The 15279-nt window shown below is 61.1% G+C and carries 13 protein-coding genes; 3 read left to right on the top strand and 10 right to left on the bottom strand.

Going from position 1 to position 15279, the window contains the following annotated elements; translation table 11 throughout:
• Positions 1-48: 48 nt before the first annotated feature.
• The 5 genes from LVD08_RS15130 to LVD08_RS15110 all read right to left on the bottom strand — a co-directional run bounded on the left by LVD08_RS15130 (position 49) and on the right by LVD08_RS15110 (position 5527).
• Positions 49-1020, bottom strand: coding sequence for a TRAP transporter substrate-binding protein (locus LVD08_RS15130; RefSeq protein WP_223027700.1), 972 nt, complete (start codon positions 1018-1020; stop codon positions 49-51).
• Positions 1021-1084: 64 nt separating this feature from the next.
• Complete coding sequence (locus LVD08_RS15125; RefSeq protein ID WP_247268545.1) at positions 1085-1978, bottom strand: SMP-30/gluconolactonase/LRE family protein; 894 nt, start codon at positions 1976-1978, stop codon at positions 1085-1087.
• Positions 1979-2008: 30 nt separating this feature from the next.
• Complete coding sequence (locus LVD08_RS15120) at positions 2009-2833, bottom strand: NAD-dependent epimerase/dehydratase family protein (protein WP_135295487.1); 825 nt, start codon at positions 2831-2833, stop codon at positions 2009-2011.
• A 282-nt stretch (positions 2834-3115) separates the two neighbouring features.
• Positions 3116-4411: an OprD family porin gene (locus LVD08_RS15115; protein WP_096795910.1), complete on the bottom strand. Its 1296-nt coding sequence runs from the start codon at positions 4409-4411 to the stop codon at positions 3116-3118.
• Between the two features lie 165 nt (positions 4412-4576).
• Positions 4577-5527, bottom strand: a complete 951-nt coding sequence (locus LVD08_RS15110) for a polysaccharide deacetylase family protein (RefSeq protein WP_247268544.1) — start codon at positions 5525-5527, stop codon at positions 4577-4579.
• 267 nt (positions 5528-5794) lie between these two features.
• Here LVD08_RS15110 and LVD08_RS15105 point away from each other — a divergent pair, with 267 nt between their 5' ends.
• A complete protein-coding gene (locus LVD08_RS15105) occupies positions 5795-7450 on the top strand; it encodes an MFS transporter (protein WP_027613205.1) in 1656 nt (551 codons plus the stop codon).
• Positions 7447-8589 (top strand): HlyD family secretion protein, encoded by a 1143-nt coding sequence (locus LVD08_RS15100; RefSeq protein ID WP_027613204.1) that lies wholly within the window; start codon positions 7447-7449, stop codon positions 8587-8589. The genes LVD08_RS15105 and LVD08_RS15100 overlap by 4 nt, the downstream gene beginning before the upstream one ends.
• A gap of 118 nt (positions 8590-8707) precedes the next feature.
• On the opposite strand, the gene copD is transcribed toward LVD08_RS15100, so the two are convergent.
• Positions 8708-9565 carry a copper homeostasis membrane protein CopD gene (copD, locus tag LVD08_RS15095; protein WP_247268543.1) on the bottom strand — a complete coding sequence of 286 codons (858 nt, stop codon included), beginning with the start codon at positions 9563-9565 and terminating at the stop codon, positions 8708-8710.
• Between the two features lie 3 nt (positions 9566-9568).
• A complete protein-coding gene (copC, locus tag LVD08_RS15090; protein WP_097087997.1) occupies positions 9569-9931 on the bottom strand; it encodes a copper homeostasis periplasmic binding protein CopC in 363 nt (120 codons plus the stop codon).
• Positions 9932-10069: 138 nt separating this feature from the next.
• Between copC and LVD08_RS15085 the strand changes: the two genes are divergently transcribed.
• The gene (locus LVD08_RS15085; RefSeq protein ID WP_027613201.1) at positions 10070-10690 is read left to right on the top strand and encodes a TetR/AcrR family transcriptional regulator; all 621 of its coding nucleotides are present in this window, start codon (positions 10070-10072) and stop codon (positions 10688-10690) included.
• A gap of 118 nt (positions 10691-10808) precedes the next feature.
• Here LVD08_RS15085 and preA read toward each other — a convergent pair whose 3' ends face one another.
• From preA to hydA, 3 genes are all read right to left on the bottom strand, one after another.
• A complete protein-coding gene (preA, locus tag LVD08_RS15080; protein ID WP_247268542.1) occupies positions 10809-12083 on the bottom strand; it encodes an NAD-dependent dihydropyrimidine dehydrogenase subunit PreA in 1275 nt (424 codons plus the stop codon).
• Positions 12084-13451: an NAD(P)-dependent oxidoreductase gene (locus LVD08_RS15075; RefSeq protein WP_247268541.1), complete on the bottom strand. Its 1368-nt coding sequence runs from the start codon at positions 13449-13451 to the stop codon at positions 12084-12086. It lies immediately after the preceding gene.
• A 157-nt stretch (positions 13452-13608) separates the two neighbouring features.
• On the bottom strand, positions 13609-15048 hold the full coding sequence (hydA, locus tag LVD08_RS15070) for a dihydropyrimidinase (protein ID WP_247268540.1): 1440 nt from the start codon (positions 15046-15048) through the stop codon (positions 13609-13611).
• Between the last annotated feature and the right edge of the window lie 231 nt (positions 15049-15279).

The following is a 15279-nucleotide window of genomic DNA, read 5'->3' as shown; positions in this document are numbered from 1 at the left end:
AGTGATCAGGTGCGCCGGGCCTGGTTAATGAGGACGGAGCGGGAGGCGTTACTGAACGGCTTCGATTTTCTTGATCAGGTCGGCGTACTTCGCACCGTACTTTTCCCGCACCGGTGCGGTGGCGTCGTAGAAGGGTTTCTTGTCGACCTCGATGAACTCGACGCCAGCGGCCTTGAGTTTTTCTTCGCTGGCAGCGGACTTCTTGTCCCACAGCACGCGCTCTTCAGCCTGGGCAGCCTTGGCGGCGGTCTTGACCAGCGCCTGTTGATCCGGGGTGAGTTTTTCCCAGGTGATTTTCGACATCACAATCGGCTCTGGCAGGATCAGGTGACCGGTCAGGCTGTAGAACTTGGCATTCTGGAAGTGGTTGTGTTCAAGCAGGGTTGGCGGGTTGTTTTCCGCGCCGTCGATCACGCCGGTTTGCAAGGCGCTGAAGATTTCCCCGGTGTCCATGGCGATACCGTTACCGCCCATGGCGTTCATCATGTCGATGAACATTGGGTTGCCTTGCACGCGAATCTTCATGCCCTTGAGGTCTTCGAGCTTGCGCACCGGTTTCTTGGTGTAGACGTTGCGCGTGCCGCCGTCCATCCAGGCCAGAGCCACGAGGCCGAATTCGGAGTTGGTGATTTTGTCGAGGATCTCGTCGCCCACTGCGCCATCGATGACGTTACGCATGTGTTGATGGTCGCGGAAGATGAACGGCATGTTGAACACGTTCACGTCCGGCACTACCGGGCCGACGATACCCAGGCTGACGCGAGACAGCTGTACCGCGCCGACTTGCATCTGCTCGATGACTTCCTTTTCTGAGCCCAGCACGCCGCCGGGAAAGTATTGGAAGGTCAGCTCGCCGTTGGTCTCCTTGGTCAGGGTCTTGCCCATGTTTTCTTCGGCCACCACGGTGGGATAACCGGCGGGATGGATGTCAGCGAATTTGAGTTGCAGGGCCTGGGCGGCACCAGTGAAGGTGAACATCAGCGGGAGTGCAGCGGCCAGCAAGGTGCGTTTGAAGTTCATGGGGGTGAGTCTCCAGTCTTGTTATTGTTGTGTTCAAGGCGCAGCGGTGCAGCAGAGGCGGGTGTTACAGGGAATCGTCGAACAGTGGTTCTTCCAGGCCTTTGACTCCGGGATTGAGGGCGAACACGCCGCCGGCCAGGGATTGCGGATCGCGGTCGTCGCCGGGACGAATCGAGGTCACGAAGAGGGTGTCCAGGCGGCTGCCGCCGAAGGCACACATCGTCGGTTTCTTCACCGGCACTTGCAGCGAGAAATCGAGGCGGCCGTCCGGGGAAAAACGGTGAATCAGTCCGGCGTCGTTGGCGCAGATCCAGTAGCAGCCTTCGGCATCCACGGCAGCGCCATCCGGCCGGCCGGGGAAGTGCTTCATGTCAACGAAGATCCGCCGATTCGATGGTGTGCCGGTCTCGGTGTCGTAATCGAAGGCCCAGATCAATTGCACGTGCGGATGTGAATCGGACAGGTACATCGTCTTGCCGTCAGGGCTGAAGCCGAGGCCGTTGGGCACGATCAAGCCGTCGAGTTGCGCTTCGATCACACCAGACTGCCCGGCGCCGTAGCGGTAGAGCCGGCCTTCGGATGCGTTCAGGCCCATGTTCAGCACCATGCTGCCAGCCCAGAAACGGCCCTGGCGGTCGCAGCGACCGTCGTTGAGGCGCATGTTTGCTCGGCCGTGTTCGACGGTGGCGAGCCATTCGCTGTCGAGGCTGCCATCGCTGTGCGGGTGCAGATGAAAAAAGCCGCTCTCCATGCCGGCAACCCAGCCGCCACCGCTGTGACGGGCGATGCAGGCGAGCATCTGCGGGGTTTTCCAGGCATGCACATGGCCGGTGTCAGCGCTCCAGCGTTGCAGCCCGCCGTTGGGAATATCGACCCAATACAGCGCGTTTTCCTGCGGCACCCAGACCGGGCTTTCGCCCACGGCGTTGCGAGCATCGACGATCAATTCGGCTTGCATACTCATTCCTTTGCGTCGTTGGCAGAGTGTTCAGTCGCCGAAGGGGCCGGCCGCGACGAACGCGCCGCCCTGATAGACCCGCGCCGGGTCATCGGCGGCGGGCATTGGCTGCGCTTCGACTTTTTCGCGGAACACTTCGGAGTTGTCCTTGGCTTCAAAACCGAGGTGGCTGGCGAAGCGGTTGTCCCACCAGACGTCCTTGTTGGCGGACATTCCATAGACCACGGTATGGCCCACGTTTGGCGTGTACAGCGCGCGCTCGAGCAATTGGGTGAGGTCGTCGAAGCTCAGCCAGGTGTGCATCATTCGGCGGTTCTGCGGCTCGGGGAACGAGGAGCCGATGCGGATGCTGACGGTCTCGATGCCGTAGCGATCAAAGTAGAAACTGGCCATGTCTTCGCCGTAGGACTTGGACAATCCGTAGTAGCCGTCGGGGCGGCGGGCGCAGCTGGCGTCGAGCGGCTCGTCCTGTTTGTAGAAGCCGATGACGTGGTTGGAACTGGCGAAGATCACGCGCTTCACACCATGGCGGCGTGCAGCTTCGTAGATGTGAAATACGCCGCAAATGTTGGCGCCGAGGATTTCTTCGAAGGGCCGCTCCACGGAGACACCGCCGAAGTGCAGGATTGCGTCGACGCCTTCGACCAGTTGGTGCACCGCCTGTTTGTCGGCAAGGTCGCAGGGGACGATTTCTTCGCGATCATCAATGGCTGGGGCGAGGGCGGCGATGTCCGACAGGCGCAGGACATGGGCATAAGGGCGCATACGTTCGCGCAGGACTTTGCCCAGGCCACCGGCAGCGCCGGTCAGCAGCAGACGGTTGAACGGGGCGCGGGGAATAGAGGTAGACGTCATGGCAATCCCTTACACGTTGTTATTAGGTTTGTTGTAGGTTGTCGTATGACTTCGCTGAAGTATCGGTAGGGTTTCCGGAACTTGTCAACGCGACTTTTGGGGTAAATGACGGAAGGGGCTCATTCACTTTTCAATCACCGCGACGCCTTCGTTGCAATGCAATCCCCTTGTGGGAGCGGGCTTGCTCGCGAAAGCGGTGTGTCATTGAAAGATGAATTGACTGACCCGACGCATTCGCGAGCAAGCTCGCTCCCACAGGGAAACCCGGTGTGAGGACTGGCTTTACAACAACGAAATCGGATAGCTGACAAAGATCCGGTTCTCGTCGAACTCATTGGTGCTGAAGTCCCGGCGGATCGTCGCGTTGCGCCATCTCACGTTGAGGTTTTTCAACGGCCCGCTCTGCACGGTGTATCCCAGTTCCGACTCGCGACCCCATTCCTTGCCGTCGGTGATCGTCCCGGTGTGCACGTTGTCGCCGCTGATGTAACGGTTCATCAGGGTCAGGCCGGGAATGCCGAGGGCGACGAAGTTGTAGTCATGACGCAACTGCCAGGAGCGCTCTTTGGCGTTGTCATAACTGGCGTTGTAGCTGTCGTTGGCCAGGGTGCCGCCGCTGGTGCCGTTGACCCGCATCCACGCGTCGTCGCCGCTGAGTTTTTGCAGGCCGACATAGAAGGTGTTGCCGCCGTAGCGGGCCGACAGCATGGCAAATGCAGTCTTGTTATCGAGGTCGCCGGCCTGGGCGCTGCCGTCTTCCTTGCCGGTGAAGAAACCGAGGTTGGCGCCCAGCGTCCAGTCACCCAGCGGCTGGCTGTGGCTGAGGTTGAAATACTGCTGCTGGTAGATGTCGCTGAGTTCGGCGTACCACACGCCGACCAGGGTGCGCTTGTCGTTGAAGGTGTATTCGCCGCCGCCGAAGTTGAAACGGTCGGAGGTGAAGGCGCCGCGGCCGTTCATCGACATGTCTTCCATGCTGGCATCGTTGCGCGGGCTGTTGCCACGGAACTGCCCACCGTAGAGGGTCAGGCCGTTGATTTCGGTGGAGGTGATCTGGCCACCGCGAAAGGTCTGCGGCAACGAGCGGCCATCGTCCGAGCGCAGGATCGGCAGCACCGGCATCCATTCGCCAACCTTCAATTCGGTCTTCGACACCTTGGCCTTCAGCGCCACGCCGAGGCGACCGAAGTTGTCCGCCGGACGCCCGTCATCGTGAATCGGCAACAGTTGCGTACCGCCGGTGCCCTTGCCGCCATCGAGTTTTTGCGAATACATCCCCAGCACATCGAGACCGAAGCCGACGGTGCCTTGGGTGAAGCCGGATTTGGCATCAAGGATGAAGTTTTGCGTCCACTCTTCAGCCTTGCCCTGCGGGTAGTTCGGGTTGACGAAGTTGCGATTGAAGTAGGCGTTGCGCAGGTTCAGCGTGGCTTTGCTGTCTTCGAGGAAGCCTTCGGCGTCTGCGCTCATCGGCAAAACCAGGGCGAGGCTGCTGCAGCCGATCAAACTCAGGGTGGAACACGGGCGGGGGAAGGAAATACGGGACGTGCGAACGGAATTGCAGACGAGTGTGCTCACTGTGACGCTCCCTGTTGTTGTTTTTATTATTTGTCATACGTCGTCGTACAACATGGTTGCGGATAGTTGCGAGGTTTTGCGCAAAAGTCAACAGGGCTTGTTACGATTATTTTGCACGATTTGGCAGCCCTCCAAATGCTGCGAAGAGGGCTGTTTTCGGCGGGTTTACCGGTTATAGAGCGCCTCTGTGTTGTCGATCAGCGGGTTTTTCTCGGTCAGGACGATCCGGGCGATCTGGTCCTTACGCATGAATGTCACTTTTGGATGGGACTGCGCATAGCGGATAAAACGTTCCATCGCCTCGACCATCGCCGGGGTGCCGCCGATGCGGTCGTGCAGGCTCACCGACATCATCCGCCGCTTGCTCGCGCCTTCCGCGTACAGGCGATCAAATTCCAGCACCAATTGCTGATAGAACTGCTCGGCGGAGAAATGCCGACCCTCGATCAACACGATGTCGTTGTTGCGCAAGGTATACGGCACCACGGCGAATTTGCGCCCACGGACCATGGTCACGAACGGTTCGTCGCGGCTGACATCATCGATGTGGTAGGTGAAGTTGAGGTCTTGCAGGACCTTCAGCGTGTTGGGGCTGCGCCGCAACCAGTTGGCGTTGTAGCCCACCGAGCGCTGGCCGGTAAGTCTCTCGACCGCGTTGACACCGTCGCCGATGAACTGTTTTTCCTGGTCGTAACTCATGTTGTAGGAATCGGCCCAGCGCATGCCGTGGGCTGCCAGTTCGTGGCCGCGCTCGGCAATCGCTTTCGCCAGTTCCGGATGCTGGAGCGCCGCTTCGCCGACCACATGCGAGGTGACCTTGATCCCGGTGCGATCCCACAGGTCGAGCATCCGCCACAAGCCTTCCTTGTAGCCATAATCAAACCAGGTCTGCGCCGGCAGATCAGGGTAGCCCTTGGGCAATGGGTTGCCGGAAAACGGACTTTCCGCACCCTCGGGCTGGCCGCCGGTTTCGAACTGCATCGACACCGAGATCACCAGTTGCGAGCCGTCCGGCCACGGGCGTTCCTGGGCAAAGGCGAGGGCGGGCAGCAACAGGGCGGCGGCCAAAAGGTTTTTCAGCAGGCGTGGGGAGCGTTGCCAGTGGGGCGTGGTCATAACGGGCACCTTGCACGTTGAGAAGGGCTGCAAGGGTGGCAGTTGCCCGGCGCGGGAAAAATCCGTTGCGGGCGAGAGGACCTTTAAACAGAATTTACGAATCCACCGCGAACCCTGTGGGAGCGGGCGTGCCCGCGATAACGGTCTGCCAGTCAGCCTGTTGCCGAGCCGACTGCCGTCATCGTCTGCAAGCCAGCTCCCACAGGATTGTGGGTTTGCCGCAGGATTTGCGGCAAACTCCCGGCAACACAAGCACAAGGCCTTTCAATGGATCGATATGCCCCGCGCGACTGGCAGCCTCACGAGAAGCCCAGTCTGCCCGGTTCCCCCTCGACGCCGCTGCACTCCAACCCCAAGCGCCTGGCCTATGCGCTGGTCGGGCTGCTGGTGGCGGTGACCGGTGGTTTGGGTAACTCGCTGGTGGTCGCCAACCTGCCTTACCTGCAAGGCGCGCTGGGCGCGACCACGGCGGAGATGGCCTGGCTGCCAGCTGCTTACGTGATGACCAACGTGTCGATGAACCTGCTGCTGGTGAAGTTTCGCCAGCAGTTTGGCCTGCGTGCATTCACCGAAGTGTTTCTGGTGCTGTATGCGCTGGTGACGTTCGGTCATCTGTTCGTCAACGACTTGAGCTCGGCCATCGCGGTGCGGGCGGCGCACGGCATGGTCGGTGCGGCGCTGAGTTCGCTGGGTCTGTATTACATGGTTCAGGCGTTTCCGGCCAAATGGCGGTTGAAGGCGCTGGTGCTGGGCCTCGGCGCCTCGCAACTGGCTTTGCCGCTGGCGCGCTTGTTCTCCGAGGACTTGCTGCAGATTGCCGAGTGGCGCGGTTTGTACCTGTTCGAATTGGGCATGGCCTTGCTGTCGCTGGGCTGCGTGCTGCTGCTCAAGTTGCCGCCCGGTGACCGCTTCAAGACCTTCGAACCGCTGGACTTTCTGACCTTCGCCATTCTCGCCAGCGGCGTGGCACTGCTTTGCGCGGTGCTGTCGCTGGGGCGGATCGACTGGTGGCTGGAGGCCAACTGGATCGGCTATGCGCTGGCGGCCTCGATTGCCCTGATCCTCGCGGGCTTGGCGATTGAACACAATCGCAGCAACCCGATGCTGATGACCCGCTGGCTCGGCAGCGGCACGATGATCCGCCTGGCGCTGGCGGTGACCCTGATTCGCATGGTCACCTCGGAGCAATCCACCGGCGCCGTCGGTTTCATGCAGAACCTCAACATGGGTTATGAGCAGTTGCACAGCCTGTATGTGGTGATGCTGATCGGCAGCGTCGCCGGACTGGCGACCAGCGCACTGACCATCGACCCCAAGCACCTGCTGATGCCGCTGATCATCTCGCTGGCGCTGATGGCCACAGGTTCGGTGATGGACAGTTTTTCCAACAACCTGACCCGCCCGCAAAACCTGTATTTCAGCCAGTTCCTGCTGGCCTTCGGCAGCACGTTTTTTCTGGGACCGACCATGGTTTTCGGCACCCGCAACGTGCTGACCAATCCGCGCAATCTGGTGAGTTTTTCGGTGTTGTTCGGGATCTGCAACAACCTCGGCGGCCTGCTCGGCGCGGCGTTGTTGGGCACGTTCCAGATCGTGCGCGAGAAATTCCATTCCAGTCACCTGGTCGAGCACCTGACGCTGTCCGATCCGCTGGTGGCCGCCCGCGTACAGAGCGGCGGGTCGGCCTATGGCTCGTTGCTGGCCGACCCGAGCCTGCGCAATCTGGCCGGGATTCGCAGCCTGTCCAACGCGGCCACTCGCGAAGCCAACGTGCTGGCCTATAACGATGTATTCATGCTGATCGCCGTGATTGCGGTGCTGACCATGATCTGGCTGTCCATTCGTGCGCTGTGGCTGATGAGCACCACCAAAGCCGTCGACCCAGCGCCTTCCGTACCTCCTGACGGTGCTTCCAATTCATGACCGAACCGACCACCACAACCACCAATGCCATCGCCGCCACCCCGGAAGGCGTGGCACCGCCGTCATCACCGAACACCGAGCCGCGCTCGTTGCGGGTGCGGATCATCTCGTCACTGGGCTTTGCCGCGATTGCCATCGTCGGTGTGCTGATCGTGCTCTACGCCTGGCAGTTGCCGCCGTTCAGCAGTGCGGTCGAAACCACTGAAAACGCCCTGGTGCGTGGCCAGGTGACGATCATCGGCCCGCAGCTCAGCGGTTACGTGTTCGAGGTGCCGGTGCAGGACTTCCAGTACGTGAAGGCCGGCGACCTGCTGGTGCGGCTGGACGACCGGATTTATCAGCAGCGCCTCGACCAGTCGCTGGCGCAACTGGCGGTGCAGAAAGCCGCGCTGGCCAACGTTGTGCAGCAACGCAACAGTGCCGAAGCGACGATCAAATTGCGTCAGGCGGTGGTGGCCGACAGCGAAGCGCAGTTGCGTAAAAGCGAGGCGGATCTGCGGCGTAACAAGGAGCTGGTGAGTGACGGCTCGGTGTCGAAACGCGAGATGGACGTGACGCTCGCGGCCAATGCGCAGAGCATTGCGGCGGTGGCGCAGGCCAAGGCCAATCTGGAAATCGCCCGGCAGGATCTGCAGACGGTGATCGTCAATCGCGGTTCGCTGGAAGCCTCGGTGGCCAGCGCTGAAGCAGCGGTGCAACTGGCGCGGATCGACTTGTCGAATACGCGCATCGTCGCCCCGCGCGACGGCCAACTCGGGCAGATCGGCGTGCGCCTGGGCGCTTACGTCAACTCCGGTGCGCAACTGATGGCGTTGGTGCCGAACCAGAAATGGGTGATCGCCAACATGAAGGAAACCCAGATGAACAATGTGCGCGTCGGGCAGCCGGTGCGCTTCACCGTTGATGCGCTGAACCACCGCAAGTTCACCGGCCATGTGCAGCACATTTCACCCGGTACCGGCTCGGAATTCGCCCTGTTGCAGGCCGACAACGCCACCGGCAACTTTGTGAAAATCGCCCAGCGCGTGCCGGTGCGGATCACCATTGATGAGGGGCAGCAGGAAGAGGAACGCTTGCGCCCGGGGATGTCGGTGGTGGTCAGCATCGACACCGCGGCGGGCGACACACAACCGCATTGACCTGCGCAGATCAAAAATGTGGGAGCGGGCTTGCTCGCGAAAGCGGTGTGTCAGGCGATATTTTCGTATCTGATACACAGCCTTCGCGAGCAAGCCCGCTCCCACAGTCTGATTGGGTTTATCCAGCAATCATCGGCGGCAGGGTACCGAGCAGGGAGACCGCAGCAACAGCCCCCATCCCCAACAACCACTCCAGCACCACACTGCGCTTGAGCGCGCCCATCCGCTGTTCGCAATTATCAATCCGCAAGCGATTGAACAGCGCCAGCGCGAGCATGCCCAGCACCAGCAAGGCCTTGATCAGCAGAATCAAGGCAAACCCTGCAAACAGCGGCGTCGGCCACCATTGCCCGGTCAGCACGCGCACGTTGATCAGCCCGGTGATCAGAAGGCCGCCAACGATCGCATAACCGACACCGCTGAAGCGTTGCAGGATCCGCCCCATCGCTGTGCTCGGCTGACGCAGGATCAACACCAATAGCAACAAGCCGCCCAGCCATGCAGCGACGCAGGTCAGGTGAACGATCTGGTTAAGGATCAGCAGTTGCCCGCTGAGGCCGTCGAGCATCGCGCCGTGACCGACCGGCGCCAGCGTCGCCAAGAGCAGCGCGCTCAAGCCCAGGCGCAACGTCAGGCTCGAACGCCACGGCGTGAACAACAACGCCAGCAACAGCGCGTTTATCAGCAGATGCCAGCGCCAGACCTGGCCGAAAAACGTGTTGCCGAGAACCACGCCAATCGTGTCCGGGTCGAACGCGGCCGCCGCCGAACCAGCCATGCTCGCGGTGATCAACAGTGCCCAGGTGACACCGCTGAGCAGCGCAATCGCCGTCAGCCAGCGCGCCAGTCGCGCCAGATGCCGATCCAGTGTCGGCACTGGTGCCTTGAGCAGCAGCGGCCGGAACAGCCAGGCGCCGAACAGCATCAACACCGCGCTGAAATGCACAAAGCGGCACAGCACCAGCGCTTCACTCATGAATTACTGGCCAACCTTGAACTGGTAGGCGCCTTCGCTCTTGTGTGTGTCGACCGACACTGCGTGCCATTCGACCTTGTACTCACCGGCGGCGAGAGGTGCGGCGGGGGTGACGATCAGGGTTTTCTTGTCGCCTTCGGTGGTCAGCGGTTTGATCGCGACCGGGGCGCCGTCGTGGGTCAGGCTGACTTTGGTGAAACTGGCTTCGACGCCTTCAGAAAAGGTCAGGCGCAGATCGGCCGGCGTGGCGACGGTGCTGTCGGCGGCCGGGGTGGCACTTTTCAGGTGGGCGTGGGCGAAAACCGAAGATGCGGCGAACAGCGAAGCGAGCAGGGCAGTGGTGGTCAGGACGTTCTTGAACAGCATCGCGGATACCTCTGAGGCAGGACAAAGAAGCGCCAGTTTAGCCATGCGCCGGCCTTCATACGAAGTTTTGTTTGCAGCGGTCGCCCCGAGGCCAGAGCGGATGCTAGTCTTCAACAACGTCGTTGTCAGGGAGCCCTCATGGGCAATCACAAGATCGAGATCCGTCGCAGTAACGTCGAGAAAATCCTGCTTGCGGCGGAAAAAGTCTTCGCCGAAAAAGGCTTCGGCGGCACCGCCATGGCCGACATCGCCGCCGAAGTGCAGCTGCCGCGTTCCAACTTGCATTACTACTTTTCCACCAAGAGTGAACTGTACAGCGCGGTGCTGTTCGACCTGCTGGAAGTGTGGAAGCAGGACGCACTGTGCTTCGAGATGTTCGATGACCCACGGGTGGTGCTCAGCAGCTACATCCGCGCCAAGATGAACCACTCGCGCAGCCGGCCGTACGGTTCGAAAGTCTGGGCCAACGAGATCATCCACGGCGCCCCGACCTTGGGTGAAGCGCTGGATCTGAGCCTGTACGACTGGGCGAAAATGAAGGAAGCGAAGATCCGCCAGTGGGTCGAGGACAAGCGGATTCTGCCGGTGGAGCCGTCGAGCCTGCTGTACATGATCTGGGCTTCGACCCAGCATTACGCCGACTTCGACCATCAGGTGAATATTCTCAACGAGCATCAACCGCTGTCGGACATGCAGTTCGAACGGGCGGTGCAGACGGTGACCAGTGTGATATTGCGCGGGATCGGGTTGGAGCCTTGAAATAGGTGTTGAAGCGGCTGGCCTCTTCGCGAGCAAGCCCGCTCCCACCGTTTTGAAATGCATTTCAAATGTGGGAGCGGGCTTGCTCGCGAAGGCGTCAGCTCAGACGCTACCTGCCCTAAGCTGAGACATGATAGGGATTGCGCGGATCATGATTCCAGTCCAGAAACGGCTTGCCGGTTTCCATCGGCACCATCTCGATGCAGTCCGCCACCGGGCAGGTGATCTGGCACAGATTGCAGCCAACACACTCATCATCGATCACTTCATATTTATGCGTGCCGTCGGCCTGTTTCAAGCTGCTGATCGCTTGGTGTGAAGTGTCTTCGCAGGCAATGTGGCAGCGCCCGCAACCGATGCACGCGTCCTGGTCGATCCTGGCGATCACCTGGTAGTTGATGTCGAGGTACTTCCAGTCCGTGGTATTGCCCACCGCGCGCCCGGAGAACTCGGCGATGTTGGCGTAGCCTTGGCTGTCCATCCAGCGCGACAGACCGTCCTTCATCTCCTCGACAATCCGGAAGCCGTGGAGCATCGCCGCCGTGCACACCTGCACCGCGCCACTGCCCAGCGCCATGAACTCCGCCGCGTCACGCCAACTGCCGATGCCGCCAATGCCGCAGATCGGCAGGCCCTGGGTCTGCGGATCACGGGCGATTTCGGCGACCATGTTCAGCGCGATCGGCTTGACCGCCGAACCGCAATAGCCGCCGTGAGTGCTTTTGTTGCCGACGGTGGGCAGGGCGACCATGTGTTCCAGGTCGACGCTGGTGATCGAGTTGATGGTGTTGATCAGCGACACCGCATCGGCGCCCCCGCGATGCGCAGCGCGGGCAGCGACACGGATGTCGGTGATGTTCGGTGTCAGTTTGACGATCACCGGTAGCGAGCAATAGGTCTTGCACCAGCGCGTCACCTGCTCGACGTACTCCGGCACCTGACCCACCGCTGCGCCCATGCCGCGTTCGGGCATGCCGTGCGGGCAACCGAAATTCAGCTCGATGCCGTCGGCACCGGTGGCTTCCACCAGCGGCAGGATGTGTTTCCACGATTCCTCGACGCACGGCACCATCAGCGAGACGATCAGCGCACGGTCCGGCCAGTCCTTCTTGACCTGTGTGATCTCGCGCAGGTTGATTTCCAGCGAGCGGTCGGTGATCAGTTCGATGTTGTTGATGCCCAGCACCTCGCGGTTGTTGCCGTAGTGCGCCGAGTAGCGCGACGAGACGTTGACCGCTGCCGGGTCCTCGCCGAGGGTTTTCCAGACCACGCCACCCCAACCGGCCTCGAAGGCGCGGACCACGTTGTAGGCCTTGTCGGTCGGCGGCGCGGAGGCCAGCCAGAACGGATTGGGCGCTTTGATACCGGCGAAGACTATCGAGAGATCGGCCATTTACGCAGCCTCCACGTTGAGCATCAGTTGCGCGTTGATCGCCTCGGCGGCGAGTTTGCCATGCTGTACGGCTTGCACGGTGAGGTCCTGATCGAGGCTGGTGCAGTCACCGCCGGCATACACGCCGGGAATGCTGGTGCGCAGGTGGTCATCGACCTGAATCCGTTCGCCTTGACGCTTGAGTTCGCGGGCCAGCGGGTCGGCGAGGGCGCTGCTGTCGAAGGCCTGACCGATGGCTTTGAAGATCGCGTCGGCGGCCAGTTCGAAGGTCTCGCCAGTGGTTTGCAGGCGACCGTCGACCAGTTGTGTACGGGCAAAACGCATGCCGCGCACCTTGCCTTGCGCGTCGAGCAGCACTTCCTCCGGTTGCGCCCAGGTCAGCAGGCGCACCTGATTGGCTTTGGCGATGTCTTGTTCGTGACCGGTGGCGCCCATGTCCGCCGCGCCCCGGCGATACACCAGATTCACATCGCGGGCACCGAGGCGGGCCATCTGCACGGCCATGTCGATCGCGGTGTTGCCGGCGCCGAGGACGATGCAGCGTTCGGCCAGTGGCAGTTGCGTCAGGTCATCGGCCTGGCGCAGTTCGCGGATGTAGTCGGTGGCGGCGAGCAGGCCGGGCGCGTCTTCGTGGGCCAGACCGAGCTGTTTGCTGACGTTGAGGCCGAGGCCGAGGAACACTGCGTCGAACTGCTGATGCAGCTCGCTGAGGGTCAGATTCTCGCCGAGTTTCTGTCCGTGGCGGATTTCGATGCCGCCGATCTGCAGGAGAAAATCCAGTTCTTTCTGCGCATAGTCATCGACCAGTTTGTACTTGGCGATCCCGTATTCATTGAGGCCACCAGCCTTCTCCCGTGCTTCGAAAATCACCACGTCATGCCCGTGCATCGCACTGCGGTGGGCGCAGGACAAACCCGCTGGCCCGGCGCCGACCACGGCGATGCGCTTGCCGGTGCTCGCCGCACGCTGGAACGGGTGCTCGGTGAAGTGCGCGTTGTCCACGGCGTAGCGTTGCAACAGGCCGATCAGCACTGGCGCGCATTCCTGGGCGTTGTTGCGCACGCAGGCTTGCTGGCAGAGGATTTCCGTCGGGCAGACCCGGGCGCAACTGCCGCCGAGGATGTTCGCCGAAAGAATTTTCTGCGCCGCACCGGGCACGTTGTCCTGATGGATATTGCGGATGAACGACGGAATATCGATCTCGCTGGGGCACGCGTTGACGCATGGCGCGTCGTAGCAATACAGGCAGCGCGAGGCTTCCAGATGTGCCTGCCGGGCGTTGAGCGGTGGCGCCAGATCGGTGAAATGACCGGCGAGGGCGGCCGCGCTTTCGTGCGGATGCGGGAGATGGTTCAGGGTCTCGATCACGGTTTTTTGCCTCACGGTTATTGAGGTTCTCTGCCTCTGATGGGCAGTGGTTTTTGTGTCGTTTGGGAGGGCCTCTTCGCGAGCAGGCTCGCTCCCACAGGGGAATGCATTTCAAATGTGGGAGCGAGCCTGCTCGCGAAGGCCGAAGGCCTGGATTTCAGCGTTTCACAGCCGCCGGCTTGTGCCTCTCAGCCCGCTTGCTCAGCAAATCAAACACCGCCGGATACGCCGGCCGTTCGATGTACCGCCCGGCCCCACGCTCGGCGCGCAGGTCGCCGTCGGCCCAGACCACTTTGCCCTGGCTGACGGTATGGCTCGGTACGCCGCGCACGGTCTTGCCTTCGAAGATGTTGAAGTCCACCTGCTGATGGTGGGTCTTGGCGGAGATGGTGCGGGTGCCTTGCGGGTCCCACAGCACCAGGTCGGCATCGGCGCCGACGCGGATCGCGCCTTTGCGCGGGTAGAGGTTGAAGATTTTCGCGGTGTTGGTGGAGGTGAGGGCGACGAAGTCCTGCATCGACAAACGTCCGCTGTTGACCCCTTCATCCCACAGCACCGCCATGCGGTCTTCAATGCCGGCGGTGCCGTTGGGGATCTTGCTGAAGTCGTCGCGCCCGACGACTTTTTGCTCGGCGCAGAAGCAGCAGTGGTCAGTGGCGGTGGTGTGCAGATTGCCGCTTTGCAGACCGTGCCACAGCGCTTCCTGATGGCCGCGCGGGCGGAACGGCGGGCTCATCACGTAACCGGCGGCGGTCTGCCAGTCCGGGTGCTGATAGACGCTGTCGTCGAGCAGCAGATGCCCGGCCAGCACTTCGCCGTACACTGGTTGACCCTTGCTGCGGGCGTAGGTGATTTCGTCCAGCGCTTCCTTGGTCGAAACGTGCACCAGATACAACGGCGTGCCGATGGTTTCAGCGATGCGAATCGCCCGGCTCGCCGCTTCACCTTCCACCTGCGATGGCCGCGACAGTGGATGCGCTTCCGGTCCGGTGATGCCCTGGGCCATCAACTTGCGTTGCAGGTGATAGACCAGCTCACCGTTTTCCGCATGCACGGTCGGCACCGCGCCGAGTTCCAGGCAGCGTTCAAAACTTGCCACCAGCGTGTCGTCGGCGGCCATTATCGCGTTCTTGTAGGCCATGAAATGCTTGAAGCTGTTGATCCCGTGATGGCTGACCAGCTCGGCCATTTCCTCACGTACTTGCTCGCTCCACCAGGTGATCGCGACGTGGAAGCCGTAGTCCGATGCCGACTTCTCGGCCCAGCCGCGCCACTGATGAAACGCTTCCATCAACGACTGCTGCGGATTGGGAATCACGAAGTCGATGATCGAGGTGGTCCCGCCAGCCAGACCCGCAGCGGTGCCGCTGTAAAAGTCTTCACTGGCCACGGTGCCCATGAAAGGCAGTTGCATGTGAGTGTGTGGGTCGATGCCGCCGGGCATCAGGTATTGGCCGCTGCCGTCGAGCACTTCGGCGCCGGCGGGAACATCCAGGTTCTGACCAATGGCTTTGATCACGCCGTCGGCGCAATAGACGTCGGCGCGATAACTTTCATCATGGGTAACAACGGTGGCGCCACGGATCAACAGAGACATTCCGAGTTCCTCGCAGGCATGACCGACTTGTGCCGGTTCTAAATGTTTTATTGATGTACAACGCTGATCGGCGTATTCCTGTCAGTGCTGTCAGGAATAGAAGCTAGTCGCAGTTTTGAAATTGATCAAGATTATTTTTTATAAGCTTATGACTGTTTTAACTCTATGAAAAACAACGAAAAAAAACCTAAATCACCAAAATGGTGAGGCTGTTCACCATTTTGACGCACT

It is taken from the genome of Pseudomonas sp. YL2 (assembly GCF_023063025.1).
Classification (GTDB): Bacteria; Pseudomonadota; Gammaproteobacteria; order Pseudomonadales; family Pseudomonadaceae; genus Aquipseudomonas; species Aquipseudomonas putida_A.
Note: the sequence above shows the minus strand (reverse complement) of the source record. Positions and strands in the feature narration are given on the sequence as shown.

What these genes read in the sequence shown, in the direction of transcription:
- LVD08_RS15085 (WP_027613201.1), top strand. Translation starts at nt 10,070, where the DNA reads ATGGGCAATCACAAGATCGAGATCCGTCGCAGTAACGTCGAGAAAATC.
- LVD08_RS15100 (WP_027613204.1), top strand. Translation starts at nt 7,447, where the DNA reads ATGACCGAACCGACCACCACAACCACCAATGCCATCGCCGCCACCCCG.
- copD (WP_247268543.1), bottom strand. Translation starts at nt 9,565, where the DNA reads ATGAGTGAAGCGCTGGTGCTGTGCCGCTTTGTGCATTTCAGCGCGGTG.
- LVD08_RS15125 (WP_247268545.1), bottom strand. Translation starts at nt 1,978, where the DNA reads ATGCAAGCCGAATTGATCGTCGATGCTCGCAACGCCGTGGGCGAAAGC.
- preA (WP_247268542.1), bottom strand. Translation starts at nt 12,083, where the DNA reads ATGGCCGATCTCTCGATAGTCTTCGCCGGTATCAAAGCGCCCAATCCG.
- LVD08_RS15105 (WP_027613205.1), top strand. Translation starts at nt 5,795, where the DNA reads ATGGATCGATATGCCCCGCGCGACTGGCAGCCTCACGAGAAGCCCAGT.
- LVD08_RS15120 (WP_135295487.1), bottom strand. Translation starts at nt 2,833, where the DNA reads ATGACGTCTACCTCTATTCCCCGCGCCCCGTTCAACCGTCTGCTGCTG.
- LVD08_RS15130 (WP_223027700.1), bottom strand. Translation starts at nt 1,020, where the DNA reads ATGAACTTCAAACGCACCTTGCTGGCCGCTGCACTCCCGCTGATGTTC.
- copC (WP_097087997.1), bottom strand. Translation starts at nt 9,931, where the DNA reads ATGCTGTTCAAGAACGTCCTGACCACCACTGCCCTGCTCGCTTCGCTG.
- hydA (WP_247268540.1), bottom strand. Translation starts at nt 15,048, where the DNA reads ATGTCTCTGTTGATCCGTGGCGCCACCGTTGTTACCCATGATGAAAGT.
- LVD08_RS15110 (WP_247268544.1), bottom strand. Translation starts at nt 5,527, where the DNA reads ATGACCACGCCCCACTGGCAACGCTCCCCACGCCTGCTGAAAAACCTT.